This window comes from Microbacterium sp. NPDC058269 (genome assembly GCF_042881445.1).
Taxonomy (GTDB): Bacteria; Actinomycetota; Actinomycetes; order Actinomycetales; family Microbacteriaceae; genus Microbacterium.
In genome coordinates this window covers 953,995-977,930 of the sequence record NZ_JBHVXT010000001.1, presented here as the reverse complement: position 1 = coordinate 977,930, position 23,936 = coordinate 953,995, and the positions used below count along the sequence as shown (strand labels likewise).

Below are 23,936 nucleotides of genomic sequence, written 5' to 3'. Positions count from 1 at the left end.
GGACGATCGTGAGGGTCTCCGTGGTCACGGTCTCATCCTCTTCCCGTGGTGAGCAGGTGTCGCGGGGGTCCTTCGAGGCGGGCGACGGAGATCTTGAGGTCGGTGACGTCGGCGGCGACAGCGTCGATGCGGGTGCTGAGCTTCTCGTCGACCGCGTCGATCCTGTCGTCGATTCGGCGGACCATCCAGGCACCGGCGGCGAAGAGGCTGGTGCCGAGGGTGAGCACGATGCCGATGGCGCTGAGGACGATCGCGAGGGTCTCCGTGGTCACGGTCTCATCCTCTTCCCGTGGTGAGCAGGTGTCGCGGGGGTCCTTCGAGGCGGGCGACGGAGATCTTCAGGTCTGTGACGTCGGCGGCCACAGCGTCGATGCGAGAGCTGAGCTTCTCGTCGACCGCGTCGATGCGGGTGCTGAGCTTCTCGTCGACCGCGTCGATCCTGTCGTCGATGCGGCGGACCATCCAGGCGCCGGCAGCGAAGAGGCCCGTGGTGATCGTCAGCGCGACGCCGATCGCGCTGAGGACGATCGCGAGGACCTCGGTGGACACGTGCGCTCTCCTTGACTGCGGATGGGTGTGCTGCGGATGGGTGTGTCAGCGAGGCTACGCCGCAGTTGCCCCTGTGTGCGCCGGTATTCCAGCATCTGTGAAGAGGTCGCGAGAAGCGTGGGGTGTGGAGGAGGCGTCAGCTCGTCGTCGAGGCCCGCTGCCGCGACCGCCCGGCGATCAGCACCAGCGCAGGCACGAGCGCGCACAGGGCGGCCGACACGAGGAACGTGGTGCTCGATGCCGGGTCCCGACCGACCAGGAGGATCAGCGTGGGCACGAAGGTGCCGCCCACAGCTCCGCACGCGACGAGGGCGCCGGTCACCGCGGCGCTGCGAGCGGGGTCGAGATGGTCGAGCGCGAGGCCCAGGATGAGCCCGTAGCTCGGTGCGAGGAGCACGACCACTGCGGCCAGTGCGACGAGCGCCCCCACGGGAGCGGACCCCACCAGCAGCCCCGCCGTGGCCATCAGGATCGCGGCGGCGCTCGTGGCGGAGACGAGGATCACGATCGGCGACACCGAGAGACGGCGCAGTCCCGCCGCGCCGAAGCGCCCGACGGCCATCAGCGCCCAGAACGCCGAGGTCCCCAATGCGGCGAGACCCGGTTCGACCGCGAGGATCCGCTCGGGGATCACGGCCGACCAGCCGGACAGTACGGTCTCGACGCCGACGTAGAGGGGGAGTGCGACGGCGAACGGCAGGAGCACGAGCAGTCCGCGCATGTCACGGCGCGCAGGAGCTTCGACGGGGGTGACCGCGGATCCCGACCCGGTGAGCATCGCGACCGTCAGAAGCGGCACGATCGCCAGGAGGCCGAGCGCCGGACGAACCCCTGAACCCGCGGCGACGAGCAGCGGGGTGACCGCCGCGCATACCGCGACCGTGCCGAGCAGGGCACTGAGCAGCCCCGTCGCGCTGCCGACCGACAGGGACTTCGCCGCCACGGAGCCGGAAGCCTCGACCAACCCGAACCCGAACCCCGCGACGGCGCCCGCGGTGATGAACACGGCGGGCGTGCCGGCCAGGGCCACCATGACGATGGCAGCGGCCTGGAGCGCGCTGCCGAGCATCAACGCGGTGCGCGGCGGCCGACGCATCAGCAGCGGCCCCGACATCAACACCCCGACCAGGAGTCCGGCGAACAGTGCGGGCACGGCCGTGCTGAGGTCTGAACCGATCGCCCGCTCGGCGGAGGGGAGGACGGCGGGAACGAACGCGGCCGTGACGCCGAGTCCCGCGAAGGCGGTGAACAGCCCCGCCCGCGCGCGACGGATGTCGTCGGTCACGCCCCCGCCGTCCGCACGCGGTGCACGGCGGCGAACGTGTCGCGCAGGGCCTCCATCGAGCGGTCGTAGTTCGACTGGGCGACGCCGATGAAGATGCAGTCGACCACCATGAGCTGAGCGATCCGGCTGCCCAGTGCGCCGGAGCGGAAGCCGGTCTCGCGGGCGGCGGTCGTCAGCACGATGTCGGCCTGATCGGCCAGCGGAGCGCCCGCATGGTTCGTGATCGCGATGGTGGTCGCTCCGGCCTGCCGGGCGAGCAGCAGGAACTCGATCGTGTCGGTGGTGGCGCCGGTGTGCGACACCGCGATCGCGACGTTGCCGGGGCCGAGCGTCGCCGCCGATGTCCAGGCGGCGTGCGGGTCGGACCACTCCAGCGCGGTGCGCCCGATGCGGGTGAGCTTGCGCTGCAGGTCGAGCCCGACGATGGAGCTGGCGCCCACGCCGAAGATGTCGACCCTGGTGGACGAGGTGATGGCGTCGACCGAGGCCCGCAGCGACTCGGTGTCGAGCACCTTGGCGGTGTCGGCGAGGGAGAGCGTCTCGGCGAGCGACACCTTCGCGACGATGTCGGCCAGGGTGTCGTTGCGGTCGATGTCGCCGGAGACGGCGGGAAGGGCGGCCGTATCGAACGTCTCGCGCTCGACGTCGCGCAGAACGTGGTTGCGCAGCTCGCGCACGTGCTCGTAGCCGAGGCGCTTGCAGAATCTCACGACCGAGGTGGTCGAGGTGTCGCAGCGCTGGGCGAGCTCGGCGATCGAGAGTCCTGCCGTTCCCGCCGGGTCTGCAAGGAACAGGTCGGCGATGCGCTGCTCGCTCGGACGCAGCTCGGGGCGGATCGCGCGCATGCGGACGAGCACGGGGTGCGCGCCGGCGTCATCGCGGGCGGCTTCATGGGGCATGGGGTCTCCGATCACTGTTCATAACAGTAGAGGAACTTCTGTTACATAAGTAGTGACCTTCGTGTACTTTTGGTACCAACCACGACCGACGACGTTCACGGGGCGGCAGGCAACAGCGCCTGACCCGACGCCACGGCGGCGCGTCACACTCAGGAGGATCCAGCAATGAGCACAGCACGCTGGGCGTCACTCGGCGCTCTCACGGCGACGGGCCTCGCCTTCGCCCTCGTCATCACCGGGTGTTCCGCACCCGCGTCCGACCCGAAGCCCTCCGCGGGCGCAGCGGGCGGCGACCTCGTCATCGGCGTCACCAGTGACCCCGACACCCTGTTCCCGTGGAAGGCCACCCAGTTCCAGGCCGTCAACGTGCTGCAGAACCTGTACGGCACGCTGACCGAGTTCGACGAAGACCTCAACGTCGTCCCGGGCCTGGCCGAGTCGTGGGACGTCTCGGAAGACGGCCTCACCGTAACGTTCAACCTCCGTGAGGGCGTCACGTTCGCCGACGGCAGCACGTTCGGCTCCGAAGACGTGAAGTACTCGCTCGACGCGATCGCGGCCGAGGCCACGGCAGCCGTCGCCCGCACCTCGCTCGCCTCCGTCACCGCGGTCGAGGCGACCGACGAGAAGACCGTCACGCTCACGTTGAGCGCTCCCGACGCCGCGCTTCCCGCCAACCTCGCCGTGATCAACATGGCGATGCTCTCCTCGGATGACACCGAAGAGGGACTGAACACCACGCCGAACGGTACCGGTCCCTTCATCCTCGACGACCGCAAGGCCAGCCAGTCGATCACGCTCGCGAAGAACGTCGACTACTGGGGCGACACTGCGCTGCTCGACACGGTCGAGTTCCGCGTGATCCCCGACGAGTCGTCGATCGTCTCGGCGATGCAGTCCGGCAACGTGCAGCTGGCCGTGTTCGACGACCCGCTGGTCGCGCAGACCGCCGAGGGCGCCAACGTCGAGGTCGCCACGACCCCGCAGCTGAGCTATCACGCGCTGCAGCTGAACGCCACGCGCGGCGACCTCGCCGACGTCAACGTGCGCCTCGCGATGCAGTGCGCGATCGACCGCCAGGAGGTGCTCGACACCGCAGCCCTCGGCGAGGGTGAGGTCACCGGCCCCATCACCTCTCCCGCGTACAAGTCCGACCCTGACGCCCGTCCGTGCCCGGAGCGCGACCTCGACAAGGCCGCCGAGTACCTGAAGAAGGCGGGCAAGGAAGACGGCGTCACCATCAAGACGATCGTCTCTCAGGGCGAGTACGCCACGTCGGTGAACGAGGCCCAGAACCTCAAGGCCCAGCTGGCCGACGCGAAGATCACGCTCGACCTCGAGGTGCTCGAGTCCGGTGCGTTCGTCGACCGCTGGATCGCGGCCGACTTCGACGCCGCGGTCGCCCTCAACGGCGGTCGTCCCGACCCCGACGGCATGTACGGCCGTTACTTCACCAGCACCGGAAACCTGAACAAGGTCGCCGGATACTCCTCGCCCGAGCTCGACGCCCTGTTCGCCGAGGGGCGTCAGACCGCCGACCCGGACGAGCGCAAGGACATCTACGCGCAGGTCTCCGAGAACCTCGAGGACAACGCCGCGTGGATCTGGCTGTTCACGAGCTACACCTACACGGCGACCGCGTCGACCGTCGACGGCTTCGTCCCGATGGTGAACGGCTCGCTGCAGTACCTGCGGACCACCTCCATCAAGTAGCGGATCGAGGGGGCGCGGACACCCCGCGCCCCCTCCCTCCCCGACGACAGGCACCCACACACGCGCATGTTCAGACAGCTCCTCCGCAACAGCGTGCTGCGACGCATCCTCGCAGCCCTCGGCACGCTCCTCGGCGTCGCCATCTTCGTCTTCCTGATGCTGCGCGCCATCCCCGGTGACCAGATCAGCTCCGGCCTCGGCACCGAGGCGGCCGCCCTCACACCGTCGCAGCGTGCGGCCCTCGAGTCGTACTACGGCCTCGACCAGCCGCTCATCGTGCAGTTCTTCTCGTGGCTGGGCAACATCTTCACCGGCAACCTCGGCTTCTCGTCGCGGGCGCAGACGAGCGTCCTCGATCTCACCCTCGCCGCACTTCCCGTGACGTTCGAGCTCGCGATCTTCTCGATCGTGATCGCGCTGGCCATCGGCATCCCGCTCGGAATGCTCTCCGCCTCGAAGCCCGACTCGTTCCGCGACGGCGTCGGACAGGTCGTCGGTCTCGCCGGTCTCTCCATCCCCGCGTTCCTGCTCGGCACGGCGCTCCTGGCGATCCTCGCCTCGTCGTTCGGCTTCAACCCGAACGGTCAGGCCTACGCCACGCTGTTCGAGGACCCGCTGCTGAACCTCCAGCAGATGCTGCTGCCCTCGATCGTGCTCGGGTTCGGCATCGCCGCACCGATCATGCGCACGACCCGCACAGCGGTGCTCGAGATCCGCTCGAACGACTTCATCCGCACCGCCAGGGCGAAGGGCGTCCCTCCGCGCCGTCTGCAGGTGCGCCACGTGCTCGGCAACGCGCTCGTGCCCATCGTCACGATGACCGGCCTGCAGTTCGGCTACCTCCTCGGAGGTGCTGTGGTCGTGGAGCAGATCTTCTCGCTCCCCGGCATTGGGCGCCAGGTGCTGCTCGGCATCCAGCAGAAGGAGTACGCGCTCGTGCAGAGCACCGTGCTCGTGATCGCGCTCGCCTTCGTCATCGTCAACCTGCTCACCGACCTGCTGTACCGGGTCATCGATCCTCGGGTGCGTGCCGCATGACCGACATCTCTCAGACCCCGGCCCTCGCTCCCGGCGGCGGGCGCACCATGGAGCGCGTGCGTCTCCTGCTGCGCAGCCGCAGCGGGCTCACCGGCCTCATCATCGTCGTGCTGCTCGCCGTGCTGAGCCTCGTCTCGGCGTTCGGGCTGCTGCCGTTCGATCCGCTCGCGCAGGATCCGCCCTCGCGCCTGCAGCCGCCATCCGCCGTGCACTGGTTCGGCACCGACCAGTTCGGGCGGGACGTGTTCTCCCGCGTCGCCGCCGGCGTCGCCAACTCGGCGCTGATCTCGGTCGTCGCCGTGGCCTTCGCCACCGTGGTCGGCACAGTGTGCGGACTCATCGCCGGCTTCTACCGCGGCTTCTCCGACGGAGCGATCACGGCCGTCACCAACGTGCTGTTCGCCTTCCCGCCGCTGCTGCTCGCCCTGTCGCTCGCGTCGGTGTTCGAGCGCAACTGGTTCACCATCGCCGTGGCCATCGCGATCGTCTACGTGCCGATCTTCATCCGCGTCACCCGAGGGCCCGTGCTGTCGCTGCGCGAGGTCGAGTACGTCAAGGCCGCCAAGAGCACGGGGCAGAGCCGCATGGCGACCATGTTCCGTCACGTGCTGCCGAACATCACGTCGATCATCATCGTGCAGGTCACGCTCTCGCTGTCGTGGGCCGTGCTCACCGAGGCGTCGCTGAGCTTCCTCGGGCTCGGCACGCCGCCGCCCGCACCCTCGCTCGGTTCGATGATCTTCGAGGCGCGCACCCTCGTCACGATCGCCCCGTGGACCATGATCGCGCCCGGCGTGATCGTGGTGCTGCTCGTGGTCGGGCTGAACCTGCTCGGCGACGGCCTGCGCGACAGTCTCGACCCCCGGAACAGAGGAAAGCGATGAGCATGGAGGATCTCGGCGGGCTGGCGACGGAGGCCAGCGATCCCCGGTACGCGGACCTCGACCTGATGAGCGTCGCGGAGCTGGCGCAGACCATGAACGAGGCCGATGCCACGGTGCCCGCCGCCGTGCAGCGGGCACTCGGGCAGATCGTTCCCGCGATCGAGGCCACGGCCGCGCGCATGGCGCAGGGTGGGCGCCTGGTCTACGTCGGCGCAGGAACCCCCGGCCGCATCGGCGTGCTCGACGCCTCGGAGTGCCCGCCCACCTTCAGCACCCCGCCGGAGCTGGTGTTCGCGATCATGGCCGGCGGCCCCGGCGCGATCGTGAACCCGGTCGAGGGCGCCGAGGACGACGCGGATGCGGGGGCTGCTGCCATCGACGCCGCGGGCATCGGTCCGCTCGACACCGTGATCGGCATCGCGTCCAGCGGGCGCACCCCCTATGTGATCGCCGCCGTCCGCCGGGCGCGCGAGCTCGGTGCTCTCAGCATCGGCCTGTCCTGCAACGTCGGGACGGCGCTCAGCGCGGTGGCGGAGCACGGCATCGAGGTCGAGGTCGGTCCCGAGGTGCTCTCCGGTTCGACCAGGCTCAAGTCGGGCACCGCGCAGAAGCTCGTGCTGAACATGTTCTCGACCATCTCGATGGTGCGAAACGGCAAGGCCTACGGCAACCTGATGGTGGATGTGAAGGCCACCAACCACAAGCTGCGCGAGCGGGCGATCCGGATGGTGCAGACCATCGCGGATGTCGACCGCGACGTGGCGGTGGCCGCCCTGGGGACGGCCGCCTACGACGTGAAGCTCGCGTCGATCATGATCTGCCGTGGCGAGGACCTCGCCGCGGCCACCGCACGACTGGACGCGGCCGAGGGTCGGCTGCGCACCGCACTGGAGGAGAACTGATGCGCGTCCTCGGACTGATCTCCGGCACCTCGCACGACGGGATCGATGCCGCCGTCGTCGACTTCACGACCAGCGGCGGTTTCACCGCGCACGGCGTGGATCTGCACGGCACGGTGCTCGCCGCGACGAGCGTCCCCTACGCCCCCGAGCTGCGGGCCCGACTGATCGCTGCGCTGCCGCCGGCCCAGACGACCCTCGCCGAGGTGGCGGAGCTCGACACTCTCATCGGGCAGGCGTTCGCCGAGGTCGCGGCCGACATCGCGGCAGAGGTCGGCGGCGTCGACGCGGTCTGCTCGCACGGACAGACCGTGTACCACTGGGTCGACGGCGCGCACGCGCTGGGCACCCTGCAGATCGGGCAGCCCGCCTGGATCGCCGAGAAGGTCGGAGCCCCCGTGGTGTCCGACATCCGCATCCGCGACATCACGGTCGGCGGCCATGGCGCCCCGCTGGTGTCGTTCCTCGACGAGCTGCTGCTGCGTTCGCGCGCCGGTGTGTCCGCCGCCCTGAACCTCGGCGGCATCTCGAACATGACGGTGGTGCGGCAGGGCGGCCTGGTCGCCTACGACATCGGACCCGCGAACGCGCTGGTCGACGCGGTCATCGTGGAGCACGGCCTCAACCCGCTCGGCTACGACGACGACGCCGCGATCGCCCGCACCGGACAGGTCGACGAGGCGCTGCTGGCAGCCCTGCTCGAGGACCCGTACTACGCTCTCACCCCGCCCAAGAGCACCGGCAAGGAGCACTTCCACCTCGGCTACGTGCACGAGCACCTGGCCGCGCAGGGCCGCGAGATCGCGGTCGCCGATGTCGTGCGCACCCTCACCGAGCTCACCGTGCGCACGGTCGCGCGTGACGTGGAGGCCGCCGGCATCGGGTTCCTCGCCGTGTCGGGCGGTGGATGCCGCAACCCGCTGATCCTCGACGGTCTGCGCGCCGCGCTGCCCGCCACCGAGGTCGTGCTGGCCGACGAGCTGGGGGCTGCGGCCGACAGCAAGGAGGCGATCCTCCTCGCCCTGATCGGCTGGTCGACGATGCACGGCGTTCCCGCGATCGTCCCCGGCGGCACCGGAGCGCGCGAACCGCGGATCCTCGGCACCATCACGCCGGGTGTCGGTCCGCTGCAGATGCCCGAGCCCGTCGCCTCCATCGACTCCCTCGTGCTCACGGAGGCCGCGGCATCGTGAGCCTCCAGGTGCGCCCCGCCACCCCGGACGACCTGTCCGGGGTGCTCGAGGTGTTCCTCGCCTGCTGGCGGGAGAGCTACCGGGGTGTGCTGACCGACACGGCGATCGACGCGATGACCGACGAGCGGGCCGCGGCGCTGTGGCAGCGAGTGCTCGCCGATGCGGTGGGCGTCGTGCTGGTCGCGGAGCTCGATGGCGCGATCGTGGGGATCACCCGGTACGCCGCGACCTCCGACGGAGACGACAGGGCCGACGGGGCCGTGCACTCCCTCTATGTCTCACCGCGGGCCCACGGCGGCGGGGTCGGCGGCGCACTGCTGGCACGGGCCACCGCTGGGCTGCAGGAGGCGGGGGCCGAAGCCGCGACGCTCTGGGTGTTCGCCGCGAATGCACCCTCGATCGGGTTCTACGAGGCGAAGGGCTGGCACCCCGACGGAGCGACCCGCACGCAGTCGGAGTTCGGCGAGCCCGAGCAGCGCATGCGCAGGGAGTGGACATGAGCAGGGAGCGAACGTGAGCGGGGGTCTGACATGAGCGCCGTGGAGCGCATCCGCGTTCTCCGGGTGCCGTCGCCCCTGGTGCGGCCGTTCGTCACGGCCGTGCGCCGTGCCGACCACCTCGACGTCGTGCTCGTCGAGGTCGTCGACGCCGACGGGCGCCGCGGATACGGCGAGGCGGCGATCAGCTGGCGCGTCACGGGGGAGAGCCCGCAGAGCGTCGCCGCTGCGGTCGCGGGACCGCTTGGCGAGGTCGTGCTCGGACGGGAGGCCGGCGACCCCGGGGTCGCCGCCGACATCGCCCGTGCGGTGTGGGGCAATGCCGCCGCCCGCAGCGCGATCGAGTGCGCCCTCGCCGACCTGGCCGCGCAGCAGCAGGGAGTCGCGCTCGTCGCCGACCTCTCTCGAACGTTCGCTGTGCGCACCTCCTCGACAGATCCGCGCATCCGCACCGACATGACCCTGTCCGCGGGGGAGCCGGCCGTGCTGGCGACTGTCTCTGAGGAGCACGTCACCGCGGGTTTCAGGTCCCTCAAGATCAAGGCCTCCTCCGCGCACGACACGGTCGCCGGACTCCGGGCCGTCCGTGCTGCCGTCGGCCCCGACATCACGCTGCGCGTCGATGCCAACCAGGCCTGGGACGCCGTGACCGCGATCCGCGTGATCCGTGTCGCCGAAGACGAGGGAATCGCACTCGAGCTCGTCGAGCAACCCGTCGCCGCGCACGACCTCGACGCGCTCGCCGCCGTCACGGCCGCCGTCGACACCCCGATCATGGCCGACGAGTCTGTGCGCACCGCCCACGATGTGCGCCGCGTCGCCGGCCGTGGAGCCGCCGACCTCGTGAACATCAAACTCGCCAAGACGGGTGGTCTCGCCGAGGCGCTCGCCGCCGCGGAAGCCGCTCGGGATGCCGGTCTGGGCGTCGTGATCGGCTGCATGATGGAGTCGCACGTCGGAGTGAGCGCCGCGGCCCACCTCGCCGCTGCCGTCGCCCCCGATGTCGTGCACGACCTGGATGCGGCGTTCTGGCTGCAGAGCTCGCCGGTGATCGGGGGAGTCGTGCTGTCGGGCGACGTCCTGGAGCTGGGAACCGACGCGGGACTCGGCATCGGTGCCCTCGCCGCCGATGCACAGCCCGAGGTGCTGCTCGACCTCCCCGTTCGCGCGGAGGTGACCGCATGACCGCGCCCGCAGCCGTCGCCGCTGTCCTCGCCTCCGCCTCCGCTCCCCGTGGCATCGTCGCGGGTGTCGTCACGGACGCCGGGCGCGACGTCGCCGCCGGTGGCCTGGCCGACCTCGCCGGAACCCCGGTGACACCTGGGACCGCCTTCGATATCGCCTCGGTGTCGAAGGTCGCCGCGACCACGACCGCGATCCTGCGACTGGTCAGCCGGAACACGCTGCGATTCGACGACCCGGTCGACCGCTTCATCCGTGGCACCGCCTGTGCTCCGGAGACGACCGTGCGTCACCTGCTGCAGCACCGCGCGGGCCTGTGGGAATGGCAGCCGCTCTATCTCGACCGGGAGCACGGCGACCCCGCCGCCGCGGCCGATGCGATCCCGCGGCGCTACGGCCTCGACGACGGTCGTCATTACTCCGATCTGGGGTTCATGCTGCTCGGCCGCATCGTCGCCGCCGTCACCGGACTACCCCTGGACGCCGCCGTCCGCGAACTCGTGACCGCACCCCTCGGTCTCGACCGCACCGGGTATGGCCCGGTCTCGCGGCCCGTCGCCTCATCCGCGGTGGGTGACGCCGCCGAACGTCGCATGGTCGCTACGGGGGAGCCCTATCCGATCCTCGCGACCGTTCGGGACTTCGCCTGGCGCGACGACGAGATCACCGGTGCCGTGAACGACGGCAACTGCTTCCACGCGCTCGGGGGTGTCTCCGGCCATGCCGGGCTCTTCAGCACCGCCGACGACCTGCTGACGCTGGGGGCTGCGCTCGCCGCCCCGGAGAGGCATCCCGAGCTGTGGGATCCGGATGCCGTCGCCGAGCTGTTCCGCGATGGACCCGATGCCGGGCAGGCGTTGGGCTGGCGCAGCGACACGGTCGCCGTCGCCGGTCGCCCCACCCGGGTGCTCTGGCACCCCGGCTACACGGGGTGCGCGCTCGGGATCGTGCCGGGAACGGGGACCGCCGCGGTGCTGTTGACGAACCGCCTCTTCGCGCCCACGCCCGCGCCCACGGAGGCGCTGTGGCGCACGGCGCTTCCCGCGCTTCTGGACGACAACGATCCCGATCACACCGATCCCGACGACACCGATCCCGACGACACCGATCCCGACGACACCGATCCCGACGACACCGAGCCCGATCACAACGAAGGAACGAGAACACCATGAGCACCACCGAGCCCGTGCTGAGCATCAGCGGCCTCGCCGTCGCCTTCCGGACCGGTTCCGAGCTGGTCGCCGCGATCAGTGATGTCAACATCGACATCGCCGCTGGTGAGACCGTCGCAATCGTGGGGGAGTCGGGGTCGGGCAAGTCCACCACCGCGGCCGCGGTCAACCGTCTGCTGCCGGAGAACGGTGTGATCACAGCCGGCAGCATCCGCTTCGACGGGCGGGAGCTGACCGACCTGCCCGAGAACGCGATGATCTCGCTGCGCGGCGCCGGCATCGGACTCGTGCCGCAGGACCCGATGTCGAACCTCAACCCGCTCATGCGCGTGGGGGAGCAGATCGGCGAGGCGCTCGAGGTGCACGGCCACACGCACGGCGATGCCACGAAGGCCCGCGTCGTCGAGCTGCTCGAGATGGTGGGGATCGCGGATGCGGCCCAGCGCGCCCACCAGTATCCGCACGAGTTCTCCGGCGGCATGCGCCAGCGCGTGCTGATCGCGATGGGTCTCGCCTGCAAGCCGCGTCTGCTGATCGCCGACGAGCCCACCTCTGCCCTCGATGTGACCGTGCAGCGGCGCATCCTCGACCAGCTCGACACGCTCACCGACGAACTCGGCACCGCGGTCTTCCTGATCACGCACGACCTGGCGCTCGCCGCCGAGCGCGCCGACCGCATCGTCGTGATGTTCCGCGGTCGGGTGGTCGAAGAGGGAACGTCGGCGCAGGTGCTCGGCGCCCCGCAGCACGAGTACACGAAGCAGCTGCTCGCCGCGGCGCCCAGCCTCGCCTCGCGCCGCGATGCCCTGCCGCCGCGGGAGACCGCTACAGGCACGCCCTTCGTCGAGATCCGCGACCTGCGCAAGGAGTTCGCCCTCCGCGCCCCCAAGCCCGGGGAGCCGCAGACGTTCACGGCCGTCGACGGGGTGAGCTTCGAGATCCGAAAGGGCACCACGGTGTCGATCGTGGGCGAGTCGGGTTCGGGCAAGTCGACCACCGCGAACATGGTGCTCGGGCTTGAAGACGCCACGTCGGGGTCGATCCTGTTCGACGGGCTCGACCTCACCACGCTCCGCCGCAAGGAGCTGTTCGCCCTGCGCCGTCGCGTGCAGCCGGTGTTCCAGAATCCCTATGCCTCGCTCGACCCGCGCTACACGATCGAGCAGTCGATCACCGAGCCGTTGCGCGTGCACCGCATCGGCACCACCGCCTCACGTCACGCGCGCGTGCTCGAGCTGCTGGAGCAGGTGGCACTGCCGACCGCGATGGCCGAGCGCCTGCCGCATGAGCTCTCCGGTGGGCAGCGGCAGCGCGTGGCGATCGCCCGCGCCCTGGCGCTCGAACCCGAGCTCGTGGTGCTCGACGAGGCGGTGTCGGCGCTCGACGTGCTGGTTCAGGCGCAGATCCTCGACCTGCTCGCCGATCTGCAGCGCCGTCTCGGCCTGAGCTACCTCTTCATCAGCCACGACCTCGCCGTCGTGCGGATGATCTCCGACGAGGTGCACGTCATGCAGCGCGGCGTCGTGGTCGAGAGCGGTACGCCGGAGCGTATCTTCGACGCCCCGCAGCATCCCTACACGCGTGAATTGCTCGCGGCGATCCCCGGGGCGTCGCTGGCGTCCTGACCTCAGCGTTTGCGGTCGTCGTCGTCCCAGGGGCCTTCCCACCAGCCGGCGCGGCCCTCGTCCGAGCCGCCGCGACCACGGCGCGAGCGCACGAACTGCACGATGAACACCGTCAGCGTCGTGAGCAGGATCAGGAAGACGACGAGGAACAGCAGGTCGTTCTGGTTCATGGACGTTTCCCCTCCGCGGCATCCGCCACGATCTTCGCGATGCGGGCGCTCTTCGTCTCCGGCCGCTTGGCCATCGCGATGTGCGTGAGCCCGAACTTCTTGACCGACTTCGGGAAGGCGTCCCAGTTCTCCCGAGCGGCGGGAACGGCATCGAGCGCGGCGGTGAACTCGTCGGGTTCGATGCCGGCCTCCGGTCCGTCGAGCACGGTCCAGGAGCCGTTCGCCTTCGCGACGTCGAGCACGCGGATGCCGGCGGGGGCGAGCAGCCCCGCGGCTTCGAGCTCCGCGATGCGTGCCTTGTTCGTGGCCGCCCAGCCGCTGCCGGGACGGCGCGGGGAGAACCACTGACCGTTGGCGCGGTCGCCCGTGCCCTCGTCGAACACGCGCACAGGCCCGTCGATCCACCCGAAGCACAGCGCCTGCCGCACGGCATCCTCGTAGGCGACACCGTCGGACGCGCCCCGCACGCTCAGCAGCCAGACACCCGCCGCCCGCTCGTGGTTCTCCTCGAGCCAGGTGCGCCAGGCCGCGGCATCCGCCGCCCTGAGCCGCTCGCCGTCGTCCAGTGCGCCCATGGGCTACTTCTTGGTCTTCACCGTCGTGATCGTCTCGGTGATCCGCGGCAGCAGGTCGGCCACGGATTGCACGATCTCGTCAGGGCGGAACGGGTACTTCTCGATCTCGGCCTGGTCGCTGATGCCGGTGAGCACCAGCACGGTGTGCAGGCCCGCTTCGATGCCGGCGACCACGTCGGTGTCCATGCGGTCGCCGATCATGCCGGTGCGCTTCGAGTGCGCGCCGATCTTGTTCAGGGCAGAGCGGAACATCATCGGGTTCGGCTTGCCGACGACGTAGGGCTCCTTGCCCGTGGCCTTCGTGATGAGGGCGGCGATCGCGCCGGTGGCCGGGAGCGGTCCGTCGGTGCTCGGGCCCGTGGCGTCCGGGTTCGTGACGATGAAGCGCGCGCCGCCGATGATGAGGCGGATCGCCTTGGTGATCGCCTCGAACGAGTAGTTGCGCGTCTCGCCGACGACCACGAAGTCGGGGTTCGTCTCGGTCATGATGAAGCCGGCGTCGTGCAGGGCGGTGAGGATGCCGGCCTCGCCGATCACGAAGGCCGAGCCGCCGGGGAGCTGCTGCTTCAGGAAGTCGGCGGTGGCGAGGGCCGACGTCCAGATGCGTTCCTCGGGAACGTGCAGTCCGCTGATGCGCAGGCGAGCGGAGAGGTCGCGCGCGGTGAAGATCGAGTTGTTGGTGAGCACCAGGTAGGGGATGCCCGCGCTCTCCCAGCCGGCCAGCAGTTCCGAGGCCCCGGGGATGGCGTCGTTCTCATGGACGAGCACGCCGTCCATGTCGGTGAGCCAGCATTCGATGTCATCTCGTTGTGCCATGTGCACAGCCTAGAGGCCGCGGGCGACGCGCACCTGACCGTGTTGCGCAGGAGCTAGGCGCTGAGCCAGACCACCTGTGCCGCACCGTCGGGCAGTGCCGTCTCCGCGCCGTCGATCTCGACCCCGGATGCCGCAACCGTCACGGTCGATGCCACCGCCAGGCCCAGCGCCTCGAGGGCTCGGAGCAGCTCGGGGTCACGGTCGTCGACCCGCAGCACGTGGCCCGTGTGCCCGACCGGCGCATCGGCCAGCAGCACGAAGGGCTCACGTTCGATGTGACCGTCGGCGGCGGGGATCGCATCGCCGTGCGGGTCGAAGCGCGGACGCCCCAAACGCGCGTCGATGCCCTCGAGCAGCCGGTCGCTGATGGTGTGCTCGAGCACCTCGGCCTCGTCGTGCACCTCGTCCCAGCCGTAGTCGAACTCCTGCACCAACCAGGTCTCGATCAGGCGGTGCCGGCGCACCATGGCGAGGGCGCGCGCGGTGCCGGCATCCGTCAGTCGCACCGCGCCGTACGGCACGTGCGAGACGAGGCCGGCGGCGGCGAGCTTCTTCACCATCTCGGTGACCGACGACGGAGCGATGCCGAGCTTCGCAGCGAGCACCGAGGGAGTGATCGGCGCGTCCTGCCACTCGGTGTGCGCGTAGACGGTCTTCAGGTAGTCGTCAGCTGCAGGGGATGCCACCGGTCCAGCCTACGTGGTGCTCTCGCGCGCCCAGGCGGTGAGTCCGTGGATCAGCGCGCGCACGCCGATCTCGAACGTGCGGCGGGCGGGGTCGTCGCTGAGTCGCGCTCGGGCTGCCTCGGCCTCGGCGAAGGTGGGGAACTCCGGGGCGAGCTCTCGCGGGGCCATGTTGTCTGCGGGGGCGAGCGCGTCGAGGGCGGAGCCGATGATGAACGACTCGAGCGCGACGATGGCGTCGACGATCGTGTCGGTCGGCCAGCCGTCGTCCGCGAGCAGGCGCGCGATCTGCTCGTAGTCCGCGAACGAGCCCTCGTCGGCGTCGATCGGCGAGGTGGCGAGCATGACCATGGCCTCCGGCGCGGCGATCGCGGCGTCTCGGTAGCTGTGCGCCCACGTGAGGAGTGCGTCCTCGACGGGCATCTCGTGCAGCACGGGAGAGACGAGCGCACGGCTGACCTGTCCGCGCATGGCCCGGATCACCGCGTCGCGGTTCGCGAAGTGGTGGTAGAGCGCCGAGGTGCGAACGCCCAGCGACTCCGCGAGCGCGGTCATCGTGAACTGGCGCGGGGTGCGCTGCGCGCTGAGCGCGAAGGCCGCCTTCAGAATGCGTTCCTCGGTGAGCACCTGGGTCGACGGTCGGCCGACGCTGCGGGGAGATTTCGTCATCGTGCTCGATTCTGCTCAGGCGTCTGGTATTTTATTGAAACTCTTTCAATACCGAATGCTCCACTACCGATGAAGGTACTGCCATGACCGGTTTCGACGCCGACACCATTGTCACCGGCGCGCATGTGGTGACGATGGACCCGCGCCGCCCGCACGCCACGGCCTTCGCAGTGCGCGGCGGCCGCTTCCTCGCCGTGGGCGACGATGCACTGATCCGCGAGCTGCGCGGACCCCGCACCGTCGTGCGCGACCTCGCCGGTGCCGCCGTGACCCCCGGCCTCATCGACGCGCACCTGCATCCGATCCAGGGGATCGAGCTGACGGCCGGGATCGACCTGGGCGGTCTGAGCACCGGCGCGGCGCTGCTGACGGCGCTTCGGGCCGAGGCCGATCGCGCGCTCGCCGAAGACGCCGACCCGTGGGTGCGCGGCTGGAACCTCGACTACGACGTGTTCCACGACCTGCCGATGACGGCGGACGCGATCGAGGATGCGGTGCGCGGCCTCCCATCGTTGCTGATCGTGTTCGACGGCCACACCGCCCTCGCCAGTCGTGCCGGCCTCGAACGTGCGGGCATCAGCGGCGCGCGCGAGTTCGAGGACTCGTCGTGCGTCGTCGTCGATGCCGACGGTCGCCCGACCGGGGAACTGCGCGAACTCGGCGCCTACGAACCCGTGCGGCTGAGCGCCCCGGCGCTGACCCGCGACCAGACCCTCGCGGTCGGACACGACCTGCTGCGCGGCCTGCGCGACTCCGGCCTGACCGGCGGCACGATCATGGACGGCGGCTTCGCCACGCTCGCACTGCTCGACGCTCTGGAGCAGGGACCCGGGCTGCCGATCCGCATCGTCTCGGCCATCGACCACGAGCCCGGCTTCGACGAGGAGCGGACGGGCGCGAACCTCGCGATGCGCGACCGCCGCGGTGACCGATGGCGCGGGGGCGTGGTCAAGCTCTACGCCGACGGCGTGGTCGAGACCGGAACCGCCTGGCTGCACGAGCCGGACAGCGCGGGGGCGGGTCTGGAACCGTTCTGGAAGGACGCCGCCGCCTACGCCCGCACCGTGCGGCGATACGCCGAGGCCGGATTCCAGGTGGCGACGCATGCGATCGGCGACCGGGCCGTCGCGGAGGTCGTCGACGCCTATCTCGCCGCGGGCGTGCGCAGCGCCGGGGGAGCCCCGCACCGCATCGAGCACCTCGAGACCACGACCGACCGCGACGTCGCGCGCATCGCCGCCGCCGGCATCACCGCCTCGATGCAGCCCCTCCACATGCAGTGGCGCAAGGCCGACGGGTCGGACGACTGGTCGCATCGGCTCGGACCGGAGCGCGCCGCCCGCGCGTGGCGTGTGCGCGACTACTGGGAGGCCGGAGCAGCGCTCGCCCTCGGATCCGACTGGCCCATCGCGCAGAACGACGCCCGCATCGGCCTCGCCTGGTCGATGCTGCGCCGACGCCCCGGCGACCCCGACGCCCCGGTGTTCGAGCCCGACCAGGTGCTCACCCCCTACCAGGCGCTGCACGGCTACACCGTGGGCGCCGCCCTGGCCCAGGGCGATGCCGACCTCGGCCGCATCGCTCCCGGGTTCCGGGCCGACTACGCCGTGTGGGCGGAGAACCCGCTGCACGTCTCCCCGGACGACCTCCCCGACCTTCCCGTACAGGGGACGGTCGTCGGCGGCGTCGAGCCCTGACCCCCCGGCTCGGCCGCACCCTCCCACGTCGCACCCCCCTTCACACTGAGGTGACTTCCATGCCAGAATTCGGCGCTCTCGCGCTCCTCCCCATCGTGGTGATCCTGATCGTCGCGGTCGCCACCAGACGCACGCTCTTCGCCCTGTTCTTCGGCACCGTCGCCGGGGCGCTGATCCTCGGCGGATGGGGCGGCTTCGACGTCTGGGTCGAGTACACCGGAAAGGCCCTCTCCAACGAGACGGCGCAGTGGCTGCTGCTCATCGTGGCGCTGTTCGGCATCCTGATGATGCTGTTCGAGAAGTCCGGCATCGTGACCGACTTCGCGAACTGGGCCGAGCGCTTCGTCACCTCGCGTCGCAAATCGATGGTGCTGACCTTCCTGCTGTCGGTCGTGCTGTTCGTCGACGACTACCTGAACGTGCTCACCACGGGCACCTCGATGAAGCAGGTCACCGATCGCTACCGGGTGCCGCGTACGCAGCTCGGCGCGATCATGAAGATGACGGCCGCGCCGATCGCCGTCCTCATCCCGGTCTCGACGTGGGCGCTGTTCTTCTCCGGACTGTTCGAGGCGCAGGGCGTCACGGTCGGCGGCACCGGGTTCGGGGCGTACCTGCAGGCGATCCCGTTCATCTTCTTCGGCTGGGCCGCCCTCGCGGTCGCGCTGCTGATGAGCATCGGCTGGTTGCCGAAGCTGGGTGTGATCAAGCGAGACGCGATCCGTGCCGAGCGCGACGGCGACGTCTTCCCCCTCGGCACCACCGACGACGAGCGTCGGGCCGAGGGCGCGGCTCTCCTCGCAGAGCTCAAGGCCGATGACCCCGACGGCTCGACTGCGCAGCGGGTCGCCACCGCGCTCGCGACCTCGACCGAGACCGATCCCTCGACAGACGCCGGGCGCAAGCCGCAGCCGTGGGGGTTCCTGATCGCCATGGCCGTGCTCGTCGGCGTGACGATCGCGACGAACGCCAACGTCGTCGCCGGCACCGCCGCGTCCCTCGCCGTGACGATCGTGATCGTGCTCGTGCAGCGTCGTCTCAGCATCCGCGGGGTGCTGGATGCTGCGCTCGAGGGCATCGAGAGCATGCTGTTCGTGATGATCCTCACGGTCCTCGCGTTCATGGTGCAGGAGATGAACATCACGCTGCAGCTCGCGGAGTTCGTGATCCAGGTCACCGAGCCCGTGCTCACCCCCGCGCTGCTGCCGGCGATCGTGTTCGCGGTGTGCGGCATCTACGCGTACGCGACCGGGTCCTTCTGGGACCTGGCCGCGGTGATCACCCCGGTCGTGCTGCCCCTGGCGCTCGCGCTCGGCGCCGACCCGATCCTGGCCGGTGCCGCCGTGTTCTCCGGTGCGGCGCTCGGCAGCACCACCTGCCTCTACGGCGACGGCATCATCCTCGCGTCGAGGTCGATCGGCATCAAGCCGATCAACCTGATGCTCGCGATCCTGCCCTATGCGGGCATCGCCGCCGGCTTGTCGTTCGTGCTCTATCTGGTGATGGGCTTCGTCACGGCGTAGGCGGGGCTGCTCAGTTCGCCACGGCGACGAGTCAGTTCGCCACGGCGACGAGGATGCCGAACGCGGCCTGGCCGGCGAAGAACAGGACGAGGAATCCGAGGAGGGCGGCGGCCAACGAGAGCCGGCCGTCGAACCCCTCCACCTCGGCCATGCCGATCTTGCGGGCATGGAAGGCCAGCACGAGGGTGGCGACGCCGAGCGCGAGCTGCACCCACGGGCTGGCGAGACCGATGACCGTCGGGAACGCGATCAGCAGACCGCCGATCACGCCGGTCGCGAAGCCGATCCAGGTGAGGATGCGGACGTTGCGGCGGGCGCTCTCGGCAGACATGCATCGAGCCTATCCGGGCTCAGGCTCCCGTCAGCACCAGCCAGAGCAGGGCGCCGTTGAGGGCGATCAGCAGCACGGAGGCGATGACCCCGGCCGCCGTCGTCCATCGCCGGTTCACCCAGGCGCCGAGGGTGCGTCGCTGCGCGGTGAGCACGACCAGGGGGATCAGCGCGAACGGGATGCCGAACGACAGCACCACCTGGCTGAGGACGAGGGCGAGTGTCGGGTCGAAGCCGATGCCGAGGATCACGAGCGCGGGGATCAGCGTGACCAGTCGACGGGCGAGCAGCGGGATGCGCACGTGCAACAGCCCGTGCATGATCTCCGCTCCCGCGTAGGCGCCCACCGAGGTCGATGCCAGTCCCGAGGCGAGCAGTCCCACGGCGAAGAAGGTCGCCACGACCGGTCCGAGTCCGGCGGCCAGGGCGGCGTGCGCGCCCTCCAGCGAGTCGGTGCCTTCGACGCCGGCGAGGTTCGCGGCGGCGAGCAGCAGGATGCAGAGGTTCACGGACCCGGCGATCACCATCGCGATCGAGACGTCCCAGCGCGTGGCCCTGAGCAGGCGGCGGATGCGCGAGGTCTCGGTGCGCACGGCCTCGTCGCCGGCGTGGGCGGTCGTGGCGCCGAAGCGGTCGCGGGCGAGTGAGGAGTGCGCGTAGATCGCGTGCGGCATGATCGTCGCACCGAGGATCGACGCGGCCAGCAGGACCGAGCCCGTGTCCTCGAAACGCGGCACCATCCCGCCGAGAACGCCCGCCGGGTCCGGCGGGGCGACGAATACTCCCGCGACGAATCCGATCGTGATGATCGCCATGAGGCCGATGATCACGAACTCGAACGGGCGGGCGCCGCGGCGGCTCTGCACCGTGAGCAGGATCATCGAGACCGCCCCGGTGATCACGCCGCCCAGCAGCAGCGGCACGTCGAACAGCAGATTCAGGGCGACCGCGCCGCCGATGACCTCGGCCAGGTCGGTGGCCATGGCGACGAGCTCGGCCTGCAGCCAGTAGGCGCGGCGGGCCCAGGGGCGCTTCAGCCGCGCTCCCAGCACCTCGGGAAGGCTCTGGCCGGTGACGACGCCCAGCTTCGCGGAGAGGTACTGGATCAGCCATGCCATCACGTTGCCCGCGAGCACCACCCACACCAGCAGGTATCCGTACTGCGCCCCCGCGGTCATGTTGCTCGCGACGTTGCCGGGGTCGAGGTAGGCGACGCCCGCGACGAGGGCGGGGCCCAGCAGCCAGAGGCTGCGCGGAGCCCGTGCGGGGGATGTGGACGGAGCCGTCATCGGGAGCGGGGAATTTTTAGGCACACCGAAACCGTAGCGTATTTTTCGGTATACCTAAATATCTTTTCGAATCGCGTGAATTGCCGCATATGTGGCCGGGATAGGGCCAGTTGCGCGATTCGAACTGGGGTGGCACGGCGATAGCCTGGCGGGATGGACGACACCGCGCCGAACAGCACGAACCCCGATGTTCCCGCGGACGTGGTGAGCACGGGGTCGATCGCTCAACCCGGCTACGGGGTCGGACCCTGGCCGGGTGGCGAAGAGGCCTGGCCGACGGGTGAGCAGTATGACCCGGAGCTCCTCGCGGCAGGCGACACCCGCAACGTGATCGACCGGTACCGCTACTGGCGGATGGAGGCGATCGTCGCCGACCTCGACACTCAGCGGCATCCGTTCCACGTCGCGATCGAGAACTGGCAGCACGACATGAACATCGGGTCGATCGTGCGCAGTGCCAACGCGTTCCTCGCCGACACCGTGCACATCATCGGTCGTCGTCGCTGGAACAAGCGCGGGGCCATGGTCACCGACCGCTACCAGCACGTCGTGCATCACGAAGACGTCGAGACCTTCGCCGCCTGGGCCGCCTCCGAGGGGCTCCCGATCATCGCAGTCGACAACGTCGAGGGTGCGGTGCCCGTCGACAGGGCCGACCTGCCGCAGCGCTGCGTGCTGCTGTTCGGCCAGGAGGGGCCGGGGCTCTCGTCCGAAGCGCTCGCCGCGGCCTCGGCCCACATCGAGATCACGCAGTACGGCTCGACGCGCTCGATCAACGCCAGCGCTGCGGCCGCCGTGATCATGTACGAGTGGTGCCGGAGATACGCGGGCTGAGTCCGCGCCGAGACTCCCTCGACAGGCGGTGCTCGCGGGCGTAGCGTGAGTGCCGATCGAGGAGGCCGACATGGCAGGCGTCACACCCATCCGTCCGTATCTCTGGTTCGTCGACGGCGCGCAGGAGGCGATGGACTACTACGTCTCGGTGTTCCCGAATTCGTCGATCGACAGCGTGACCCTCTACCCGGACGAGAACCTCAGTGAACACTTCGAAGGGATGACCGGGAAGGTCCTCAACGGCGAGTTCACCCTCAACGGCACGCGGTTCGGCTGCATCGACGGCGGGCCGGAGTTCGCCTTCAACGAGGCGATCTCGTTCGTGATCGAGTGCGCGGACCAGGCCGAGATCGACAACTACTGGCAGGCGCTCTCGGCCGTACCCGAGTCGGAGGCGTGCGGCTGGTGCAAGGACCGGTTCGGTGTGAGCTGGCAGGTCATCCCTGCCGGCCTCGACCTGATGCAGCAGCGGCCGGAACAGATCCAGGCCCTGATGCACATGAAGAAGATCGTGATCGCGGAGCTCGAGAGCGCCTGATCCGCTGGCCGCGTCGACCGTCTAGGTCAGCCGCGGTCGATGCCGAACAGGTGGTGGTAGATGGCGTTGACGTCGCGATCCAGGTGATCGATGCGCCCGTGTAGAGCCCGGATCTCTGTCCGCATGCCGGCGAACTCGCTTCCGAACTCGGTCCGCACGCTCGCGAACTCGTTCCGGAACTCTCCCCGCACGCTGTCGAACTCTCTTTGCACCCCATCGAAACCGTTCTGCATCGTACGCAGAAACATCGTCGAGACCAGCGTGATCGTGCCGAACATGCCTGCGGCGAAAACGCCGATCAAGGTCCAGACCTGTGGTTCCGTCATCCCCAACATCCCTTCAGTGTCACCCGATCATCGTCGAGGGCGCCAGGGGGCGGCGGCGTAGTATTCCGCGGAATCCAGGGGATGAGGAGAAGTCGTTCTCGACGGCGCCTGTGGAGGAGCTGCCTGTGGAGGAGCTGCCTGTGGAGGAAGGGCTGCGGTGTCAGACCGTGGCAGCGAGCCAGCGCCCCGACCGCACGCGCCATCCCAGGGTGCCGAGTCGCGCGAGCAGGTAGACGCCGAAGAAGGCGAGCGCGAGCCAGACGAGACCGGCGGTGCCGTCGACCCCCGTCGCGGCGATGATCCACAGGGCAGGCAGGAACGGCACCAGGTTCAGGCCGCCTGCGATCGCGAGGTACCGGGCGTCGTTCGCGCCCATGAGCACCCCGTCGAGCACGAACACCACACCGGCGATCGGCTGGGCGACCGCGAGCACCAGCAGCGCCGGCTGCACGAGCGCTGCGATCTCGGGGTCACCCGTGAAGACGATCCCGAGCACCCCGGACAGCGCGGCGATCAGCCCGCCGACGATCACGCCGAACCAGGCTCCCCACGCGACGGTGCGGGCCAGCACGCGGTGCACCTGCTGTTCGTCTCCTGCCCCGAGCTCCTTGCCGATGAGCGCCTGGGCCGCGATCGCGAGCGCGTCGAGCGCGAAGGCCGCCGCCGAGAAGATCGTGAACACGATCTGCCACCCGGCCAGCTCCTCGGTGCCGATGCCGGTGGCGATCCCCACGGTCGCGAGCAGGGCGACGCGCAGGCTCACGGTGCGCAGGAACAGCCATCCGCCCGATGTCGCGGTGCTGCGAAGACCGGCGCCCTGAGCGCGCAACGAGGCGCTGTGCCGGGTGGCGAGGCGGCGGACGACGAGGACGTAGGCGGCGACCATTCCCCACTGCGCGGTCACGGTGCCCGCGGCCGAGCCGGCGATGCCCCACCCCAGTCCGTAGATGAACAGCCAGTTCAGCAGGGCGTTGGCGCCGAACCCGAGTCCCGCGATCCACAGCGGCGTCATGGTGTCCTGCATGCCGCGCAGCAGACCGGTCGCGGCGAACACGATGAGCATCGCCGGCAGACCCCACATCGAGATCACCAGATACTCGTTCGCCTGGGCGGCGACGGCGTCGCTCGCCCCGAACAGCGAGACCATCCAGGGGGACGAGACGGCGCCGATGACCGCGAGCACGGCGCCGAGCCCGAGCGCCAGCCACATGCCGTTCACTCCGACGGAGACGGCCTCGCCGGGCTGCCCCGCACCGAAGCGTCGGGCGACCGCCGGCGTGGTCGAGTAGGCCAGGAAGACCATCAGCCCGACGATCGTCTGGAGCACGGCTCCCGCGATGCCGAGTCCGGCGAGCGGGGTGGTGCCGAGGTGTCCGACGAGCGCGGCATCCACGATCAGGAACGCGGGCTCCGCGATCAGCGCACCGAGCGCGGGGACGGCGAGGCGCAGGATCTCTCGGTTGAGGGAGGCGCGCGCGGTCATCCCCCGAGCCTAGGACCTGGAGCCGATCCTGCTCATCCGCTCCGGGTCGCGGCCGTCGTAGGGTGGA

The 23,936-nt window shown here is 70.0% G+C and carries 26 protein-coding genes; 13 read left to right on the top strand and 13 right to left on the bottom strand.

All coding sequences use genetic code 11. The features are described 5' to 3' along the window. Positions 1 to 32 precede the first annotated feature (32 nt). From ACFVWL_RS04880 to ACFVWL_RS04865, 4 genes are all read right to left on the bottom strand, one after another. Positions 33 to 272 carry a hypothetical protein gene (locus ACFVWL_RS04880; protein ID WP_387179239.1) on the bottom strand — a complete coding sequence of 80 codons (240 nt, stop codon included), beginning with the start codon at positions 270 to 272 and terminating at the stop codon, positions 33 to 35. A 4-nt stretch (positions 273 to 276) separates the two neighbouring features. Next, positions 277 to 549: a hypothetical protein gene (locus ACFVWL_RS04875; RefSeq protein ID WP_387179236.1), complete on the bottom strand. Its 273-nt coding sequence runs from the start codon at positions 547 to 549 to the stop codon at positions 277 to 279. 136 nt (positions 550 to 685) lie between these two features. Then, positions 686 to 1,834, bottom strand: a complete 1,149-nt coding sequence (locus tag ACFVWL_RS04870) for an MFS transporter (protein ID WP_387179233.1) — start codon at positions 1,832 to 1,834, stop codon at positions 686 to 688. Next, a complete protein-coding gene (locus ACFVWL_RS04865; protein WP_387179230.1) occupies positions 1,831 to 2,733 on the bottom strand; it encodes a MurR/RpiR family transcriptional regulator in 903 nt (300 codons plus the stop codon). Before ACFVWL_RS04865 ends, ACFVWL_RS04870 begins: the two co-directional genes overlap by 4 nt. Positions 2,734 to 2,898: 165 nt before the next feature. On the opposite strand from ACFVWL_RS04865, the gene ACFVWL_RS04860 reads away from it, so the two are divergent. The 9 genes from ACFVWL_RS04860 to ACFVWL_RS04820 all read left to right on the top strand — a co-directional run bounded on the left by ACFVWL_RS04860 (position 2,899) and on the right by ACFVWL_RS04820 (position 12,936). Continuing rightward, a complete protein-coding gene (locus ACFVWL_RS04860; protein ID WP_387179227.1) occupies positions 2,899 to 4,446 on the top strand; it encodes an ABC transporter substrate-binding protein in 1,548 nt (515 codons plus the stop codon). A gap of 66 nt (positions 4,447 to 4,512) precedes the next feature. Further along, a complete protein-coding gene (locus ACFVWL_RS04855) occupies positions 4,513 to 5,484 on the top strand; it encodes an ABC transporter permease (RefSeq protein WP_387179225.1) in 972 nt (323 codons plus the stop codon). After that, positions 5,481 to 6,368, top strand: coding sequence for an ABC transporter permease (locus ACFVWL_RS04850; RefSeq protein WP_021198224.1), 888 nt, complete (start codon positions 5,481 to 5,483; stop codon positions 6,366 to 6,368). Before ACFVWL_RS04855 ends, ACFVWL_RS04850 begins: the two co-directional genes overlap by 4 nt. After that, positions 6,365 to 7,270, top strand: coding sequence for an N-acetylmuramic acid 6-phosphate etherase (gene murQ, locus ACFVWL_RS04845; protein WP_387179222.1), 906 nt, complete (start codon positions 6,365 to 6,367; stop codon positions 7,268 to 7,270). Before ACFVWL_RS04850 ends, murQ begins: the two co-directional genes overlap by 4 nt. Next, the gene (locus ACFVWL_RS04840) at positions 7,270 to 8,460 is read left to right on the top strand and encodes an anhydro-N-acetylmuramic acid kinase (RefSeq protein ID WP_387179219.1); all 1,191 of its coding nucleotides are present in this window, start codon (positions 7,270 to 7,272) and stop codon (positions 8,458 to 8,460) included. Before murQ ends, ACFVWL_RS04840 begins: the two co-directional genes overlap by 1 nt. After that, entirely contained in the window at positions 8,457 to 8,960 is a 504-nt protein-coding gene (locus ACFVWL_RS04835; protein ID WP_387179217.1) for a GNAT family N-acetyltransferase, read from the top strand. The genes ACFVWL_RS04840 and ACFVWL_RS04835 overlap by 4 nt, the downstream gene beginning before the upstream one ends. Before the next feature lie 30 nt (positions 8,961 to 8,990). Next, a complete protein-coding gene (locus tag ACFVWL_RS04830) occupies positions 8,991 to 10,142 on the top strand; it encodes an enolase C-terminal domain-like protein (RefSeq protein WP_387179214.1) in 1,152 nt (383 codons plus the stop codon). Next, the gene (locus ACFVWL_RS04825) at positions 10,139 to 11,311 is read left to right on the top strand and encodes a serine hydrolase domain-containing protein (protein WP_387179212.1); all 1,173 of its coding nucleotides are present in this window, start codon (positions 10,139 to 10,141) and stop codon (positions 11,309 to 11,311) included. Before ACFVWL_RS04830 ends, ACFVWL_RS04825 begins: the two co-directional genes overlap by 4 nt. Continuing rightward, positions 11,308 to 12,936, top strand: coding sequence for an ABC transporter ATP-binding protein (locus tag ACFVWL_RS04820; protein WP_387179210.1), 1,629 nt, complete (start codon positions 11,308 to 11,310; stop codon positions 12,934 to 12,936). Before ACFVWL_RS04825 ends, ACFVWL_RS04820 begins: the two co-directional genes overlap by 4 nt. Positions 12,937 to 12,938: 2 nt before the next feature. Here the strand turns inward: ACFVWL_RS04820 and ACFVWL_RS04815 are convergent, their stop codons facing one another. Genes ACFVWL_RS04815 through ACFVWL_RS04795 form a run of 5 tightly spaced genes read right to left on the bottom strand, consistent with a single transcriptional unit; the run spans position 12,939 to position 15,849 of the window. Further along, positions 12,939 to 13,106: a hypothetical protein gene (locus ACFVWL_RS04815; RefSeq protein WP_387179207.1), complete on the bottom strand. Its 168-nt coding sequence runs from the start codon at positions 13,104 to 13,106 to the stop codon at positions 12,939 to 12,941. Continuing rightward, positions 13,103 to 13,681, bottom strand: coding sequence for a YdeI family protein (locus ACFVWL_RS04810; RefSeq protein WP_387179205.1), 579 nt, complete (start codon positions 13,679 to 13,681; stop codon positions 13,103 to 13,105). The genes ACFVWL_RS04815 and ACFVWL_RS04810 overlap by 4 nt, the downstream gene beginning before the upstream one ends. 3 nt (positions 13,682 to 13,684) lie before the next feature. Then, positions 13,685 to 14,497: an HAD-IIA family hydrolase gene (locus ACFVWL_RS04805; RefSeq protein ID WP_021198233.1), complete on the bottom strand. Its 813-nt coding sequence runs from the start codon at positions 14,495 to 14,497 to the stop codon at positions 13,685 to 13,687. 53 nt (positions 14,498 to 14,550) lie between these two features. Continuing rightward, complete coding sequence (locus ACFVWL_RS04800; RefSeq protein ID WP_387179202.1) at positions 14,551 to 15,183, bottom strand: metal-dependent transcriptional regulator; 633 nt, start codon at positions 15,181 to 15,183, stop codon at positions 14,551 to 14,553. Between the two features lie 9 nt (positions 15,184 to 15,192). After that, a complete protein-coding gene (locus ACFVWL_RS04795; RefSeq protein ID WP_387179199.1) occupies positions 15,193 to 15,849 on the bottom strand; it encodes a TetR/AcrR family transcriptional regulator in 657 nt (218 codons plus the stop codon). 83 nt (positions 15,850 to 15,932) lie between these two features. Here ACFVWL_RS04795 and ACFVWL_RS04790 point away from each other — a divergent pair, with 83 nt between their 5' ends. After that, a complete protein-coding gene (locus ACFVWL_RS04790; RefSeq protein ID WP_387179198.1) occupies positions 15,933 to 17,546 on the top strand; it encodes an amidohydrolase in 1,614 nt (537 codons plus the stop codon). A gap of 59 nt (positions 17,547 to 17,605) precedes the next feature. Beyond that, positions 17,606 to 19,069, top strand: coding sequence for a Na+/H+ antiporter NhaC family protein (locus ACFVWL_RS04785; protein ID WP_387179195.1), 1,464 nt, complete (start codon positions 17,606 to 17,608; stop codon positions 19,067 to 19,069). 31 nt (positions 19,070 to 19,100) lie between these two features. On the opposite strand, the gene ACFVWL_RS04780 is transcribed toward ACFVWL_RS04785, so the two are convergent. After that, positions 19,101 to 19,400, bottom strand: coding sequence for a hypothetical protein (locus tag ACFVWL_RS04780; RefSeq protein WP_387179192.1), 300 nt, complete (start codon positions 19,398 to 19,400; stop codon positions 19,101 to 19,103). Positions 19,401 to 19,419: 19 nt separating this feature from the next. Beyond that, on the bottom strand, positions 19,420 to 20,688 hold the full coding sequence (locus ACFVWL_RS04775; RefSeq protein ID WP_387180919.1) for an Nramp family divalent metal transporter: 1,269 nt from the start codon (positions 20,686 to 20,688) through the stop codon (positions 19,420 to 19,422). Between the two features lie 153 nt (positions 20,689 to 20,841). Here ACFVWL_RS04775 and ACFVWL_RS04770 point away from each other — a divergent pair, with 153 nt between their 5' ends. Further along, the gene (locus tag ACFVWL_RS04770; RefSeq protein ID WP_387179189.1) at positions 20,842 to 21,522 is read left to right on the top strand and encodes a TrmH family RNA methyltransferase; all 681 of its coding nucleotides are present in this window, start codon (positions 20,842 to 20,844) and stop codon (positions 21,520 to 21,522) included. 70 nt (positions 21,523 to 21,592) lie between these two features. Then, positions 21,593 to 22,060 carry a VOC family protein gene (locus ACFVWL_RS04765; protein ID WP_387179186.1) on the top strand — a complete coding sequence of 156 codons (468 nt, stop codon included), beginning with the start codon at positions 21,593 to 21,595 and terminating at the stop codon, positions 22,058 to 22,060. Positions 22,061 to 22,086: 26 nt separating this feature from the next. Here ACFVWL_RS04765 and ACFVWL_RS04760 read toward each other — a convergent pair whose 3' ends face one another. Together ACFVWL_RS04760 and ACFVWL_RS04755 are read right to left on the bottom strand one after the other, a co-directional pair. Then, the gene (locus ACFVWL_RS04760; protein WP_387179184.1) at positions 22,087 to 22,386 is read right to left on the bottom strand and encodes a hypothetical protein; all 300 of its coding nucleotides are present in this window, start codon (positions 22,384 to 22,386) and stop codon (positions 22,087 to 22,089) included. Positions 22,387 to 22,546: 160 nt separating this feature from the next. Beyond that, positions 22,547 to 23,869 carry an MATE family efflux transporter gene (locus ACFVWL_RS04755; protein WP_387179182.1) on the bottom strand — a complete coding sequence of 441 codons (1,323 nt, stop codon included), beginning with the start codon at positions 23,867 to 23,869 and terminating at the stop codon, positions 22,547 to 22,549. Positions 23,870 to 23,936 lie beyond the last annotated feature (67 nt).

What these genes read in the sequence shown, in the direction of transcription:
- ACFVWL_RS04765 (WP_387179186.1), top strand. Translation starts at nt 21,593, where the DNA reads ATGGCAGGCGTCACACCCATCCGTCCGTATCTCTGGTTCGTCGACGGC.
- ACFVWL_RS04770 (WP_387179189.1), top strand. Translation starts at nt 20,842, where the DNA reads ATGGACGACACCGCGCCGAACAGCACGAACCCCGATGTTCCCGCGGAC.
- ACFVWL_RS04755 (WP_387179182.1), bottom strand. Translation starts at nt 23,869, where the DNA reads ATGACCGCGCGCGCCTCCCTCAACCGAGAGATCCTGCGCCTCGCCGTC.
- ACFVWL_RS04860 (WP_387179227.1), top strand. Translation starts at nt 2,899, where the DNA reads ATGAGCACAGCACGCTGGGCGTCACTCGGCGCTCTCACGGCGACGGGC.
- ACFVWL_RS04775 (WP_387180919.1), bottom strand. Translation starts at nt 20,688, where the DNA reads ATGACGGCTCCGTCCACATCCCCCGCACGGGCTCCGCGCAGCCTCTGG.
- ACFVWL_RS04820 (WP_387179210.1), top strand. Translation starts at nt 11,308, where the DNA reads ATGAGCACCACCGAGCCCGTGCTGAGCATCAGCGGCCTCGCCGTCGCC.
- ACFVWL_RS04815 (WP_387179207.1), bottom strand. Translation starts at nt 13,106, where the DNA reads ATGAACCAGAACGACCTGCTGTTCCTCGTCGTCTTCCTGATCCTGCTC.
- ACFVWL_RS04850 (WP_021198224.1), top strand. Translation starts at nt 5,481, where the DNA reads ATGACCGACATCTCTCAGACCCCGGCCCTCGCTCCCGGCGGCGGGCGC.
- ACFVWL_RS04840 (WP_387179219.1), top strand. Translation starts at nt 7,270, where the DNA reads ATGCGCGTCCTCGGACTGATCTCCGGCACCTCGCACGACGGGATCGAT.
- ACFVWL_RS04760 (WP_387179184.1), bottom strand. Translation starts at nt 22,386, where the DNA reads ATGACGGAACCACAGGTCTGGACCTTGATCGGCGTTTTCGCCGCAGGC.
- ACFVWL_RS04825 (WP_387179212.1), top strand. Translation starts at nt 10,139, where the DNA reads ATGACCGCGCCCGCAGCCGTCGCCGCTGTCCTCGCCTCCGCCTCCGCT.
- murQ (WP_387179222.1), top strand. Translation starts at nt 6,365, where the DNA reads ATGAGCATGGAGGATCTCGGCGGGCTGGCGACGGAGGCCAGCGATCCC.
- ACFVWL_RS04785 (WP_387179195.1), top strand. Translation starts at nt 17,606, where the DNA reads ATGCCAGAATTCGGCGCTCTCGCGCTCCTCCCCATCGTGGTGATCCTG.
- ACFVWL_RS04810 (WP_387179205.1), bottom strand. Translation starts at nt 13,681, where the DNA reads ATGGGCGCACTGGACGACGGCGAGCGGCTCAGGGCGGCGGATGCCGCG.
- ACFVWL_RS04805 (WP_021198233.1), bottom strand. Translation starts at nt 14,497, where the DNA reads ATGGCACAACGAGATGACATCGAATGCTGGCTCACCGACATGGACGGC.
- ACFVWL_RS04830 (WP_387179214.1), top strand. Translation starts at nt 8,991, where the DNA reads ATGAGCGCCGTGGAGCGCATCCGCGTTCTCCGGGTGCCGTCGCCCCTG.
- ACFVWL_RS04855 (WP_387179225.1), top strand. Translation starts at nt 4,513, where the DNA reads ATGTTCAGACAGCTCCTCCGCAACAGCGTGCTGCGACGCATCCTCGCA.
- ACFVWL_RS04780 (WP_387179192.1), bottom strand. Translation starts at nt 19,400, where the DNA reads ATGTCTGCCGAGAGCGCCCGCCGCAACGTCCGCATCCTCACCTGGATC.
- ACFVWL_RS04865 (WP_387179230.1), bottom strand. Translation starts at nt 2,733, where the DNA reads ATGCCCCATGAAGCCGCCCGCGATGACGCCGGCGCGCACCCCGTGCTC.
- ACFVWL_RS04790 (WP_387179198.1), top strand. Translation starts at nt 15,933, where the DNA reads ATGACCGGTTTCGACGCCGACACCATTGTCACCGGCGCGCATGTGGTG.
- ACFVWL_RS04795 (WP_387179199.1), bottom strand. Translation starts at nt 15,849, where the DNA reads ATGACGAAATCTCCCCGCAGCGTCGGCCGACCGTCGACCCAGGTGCTC.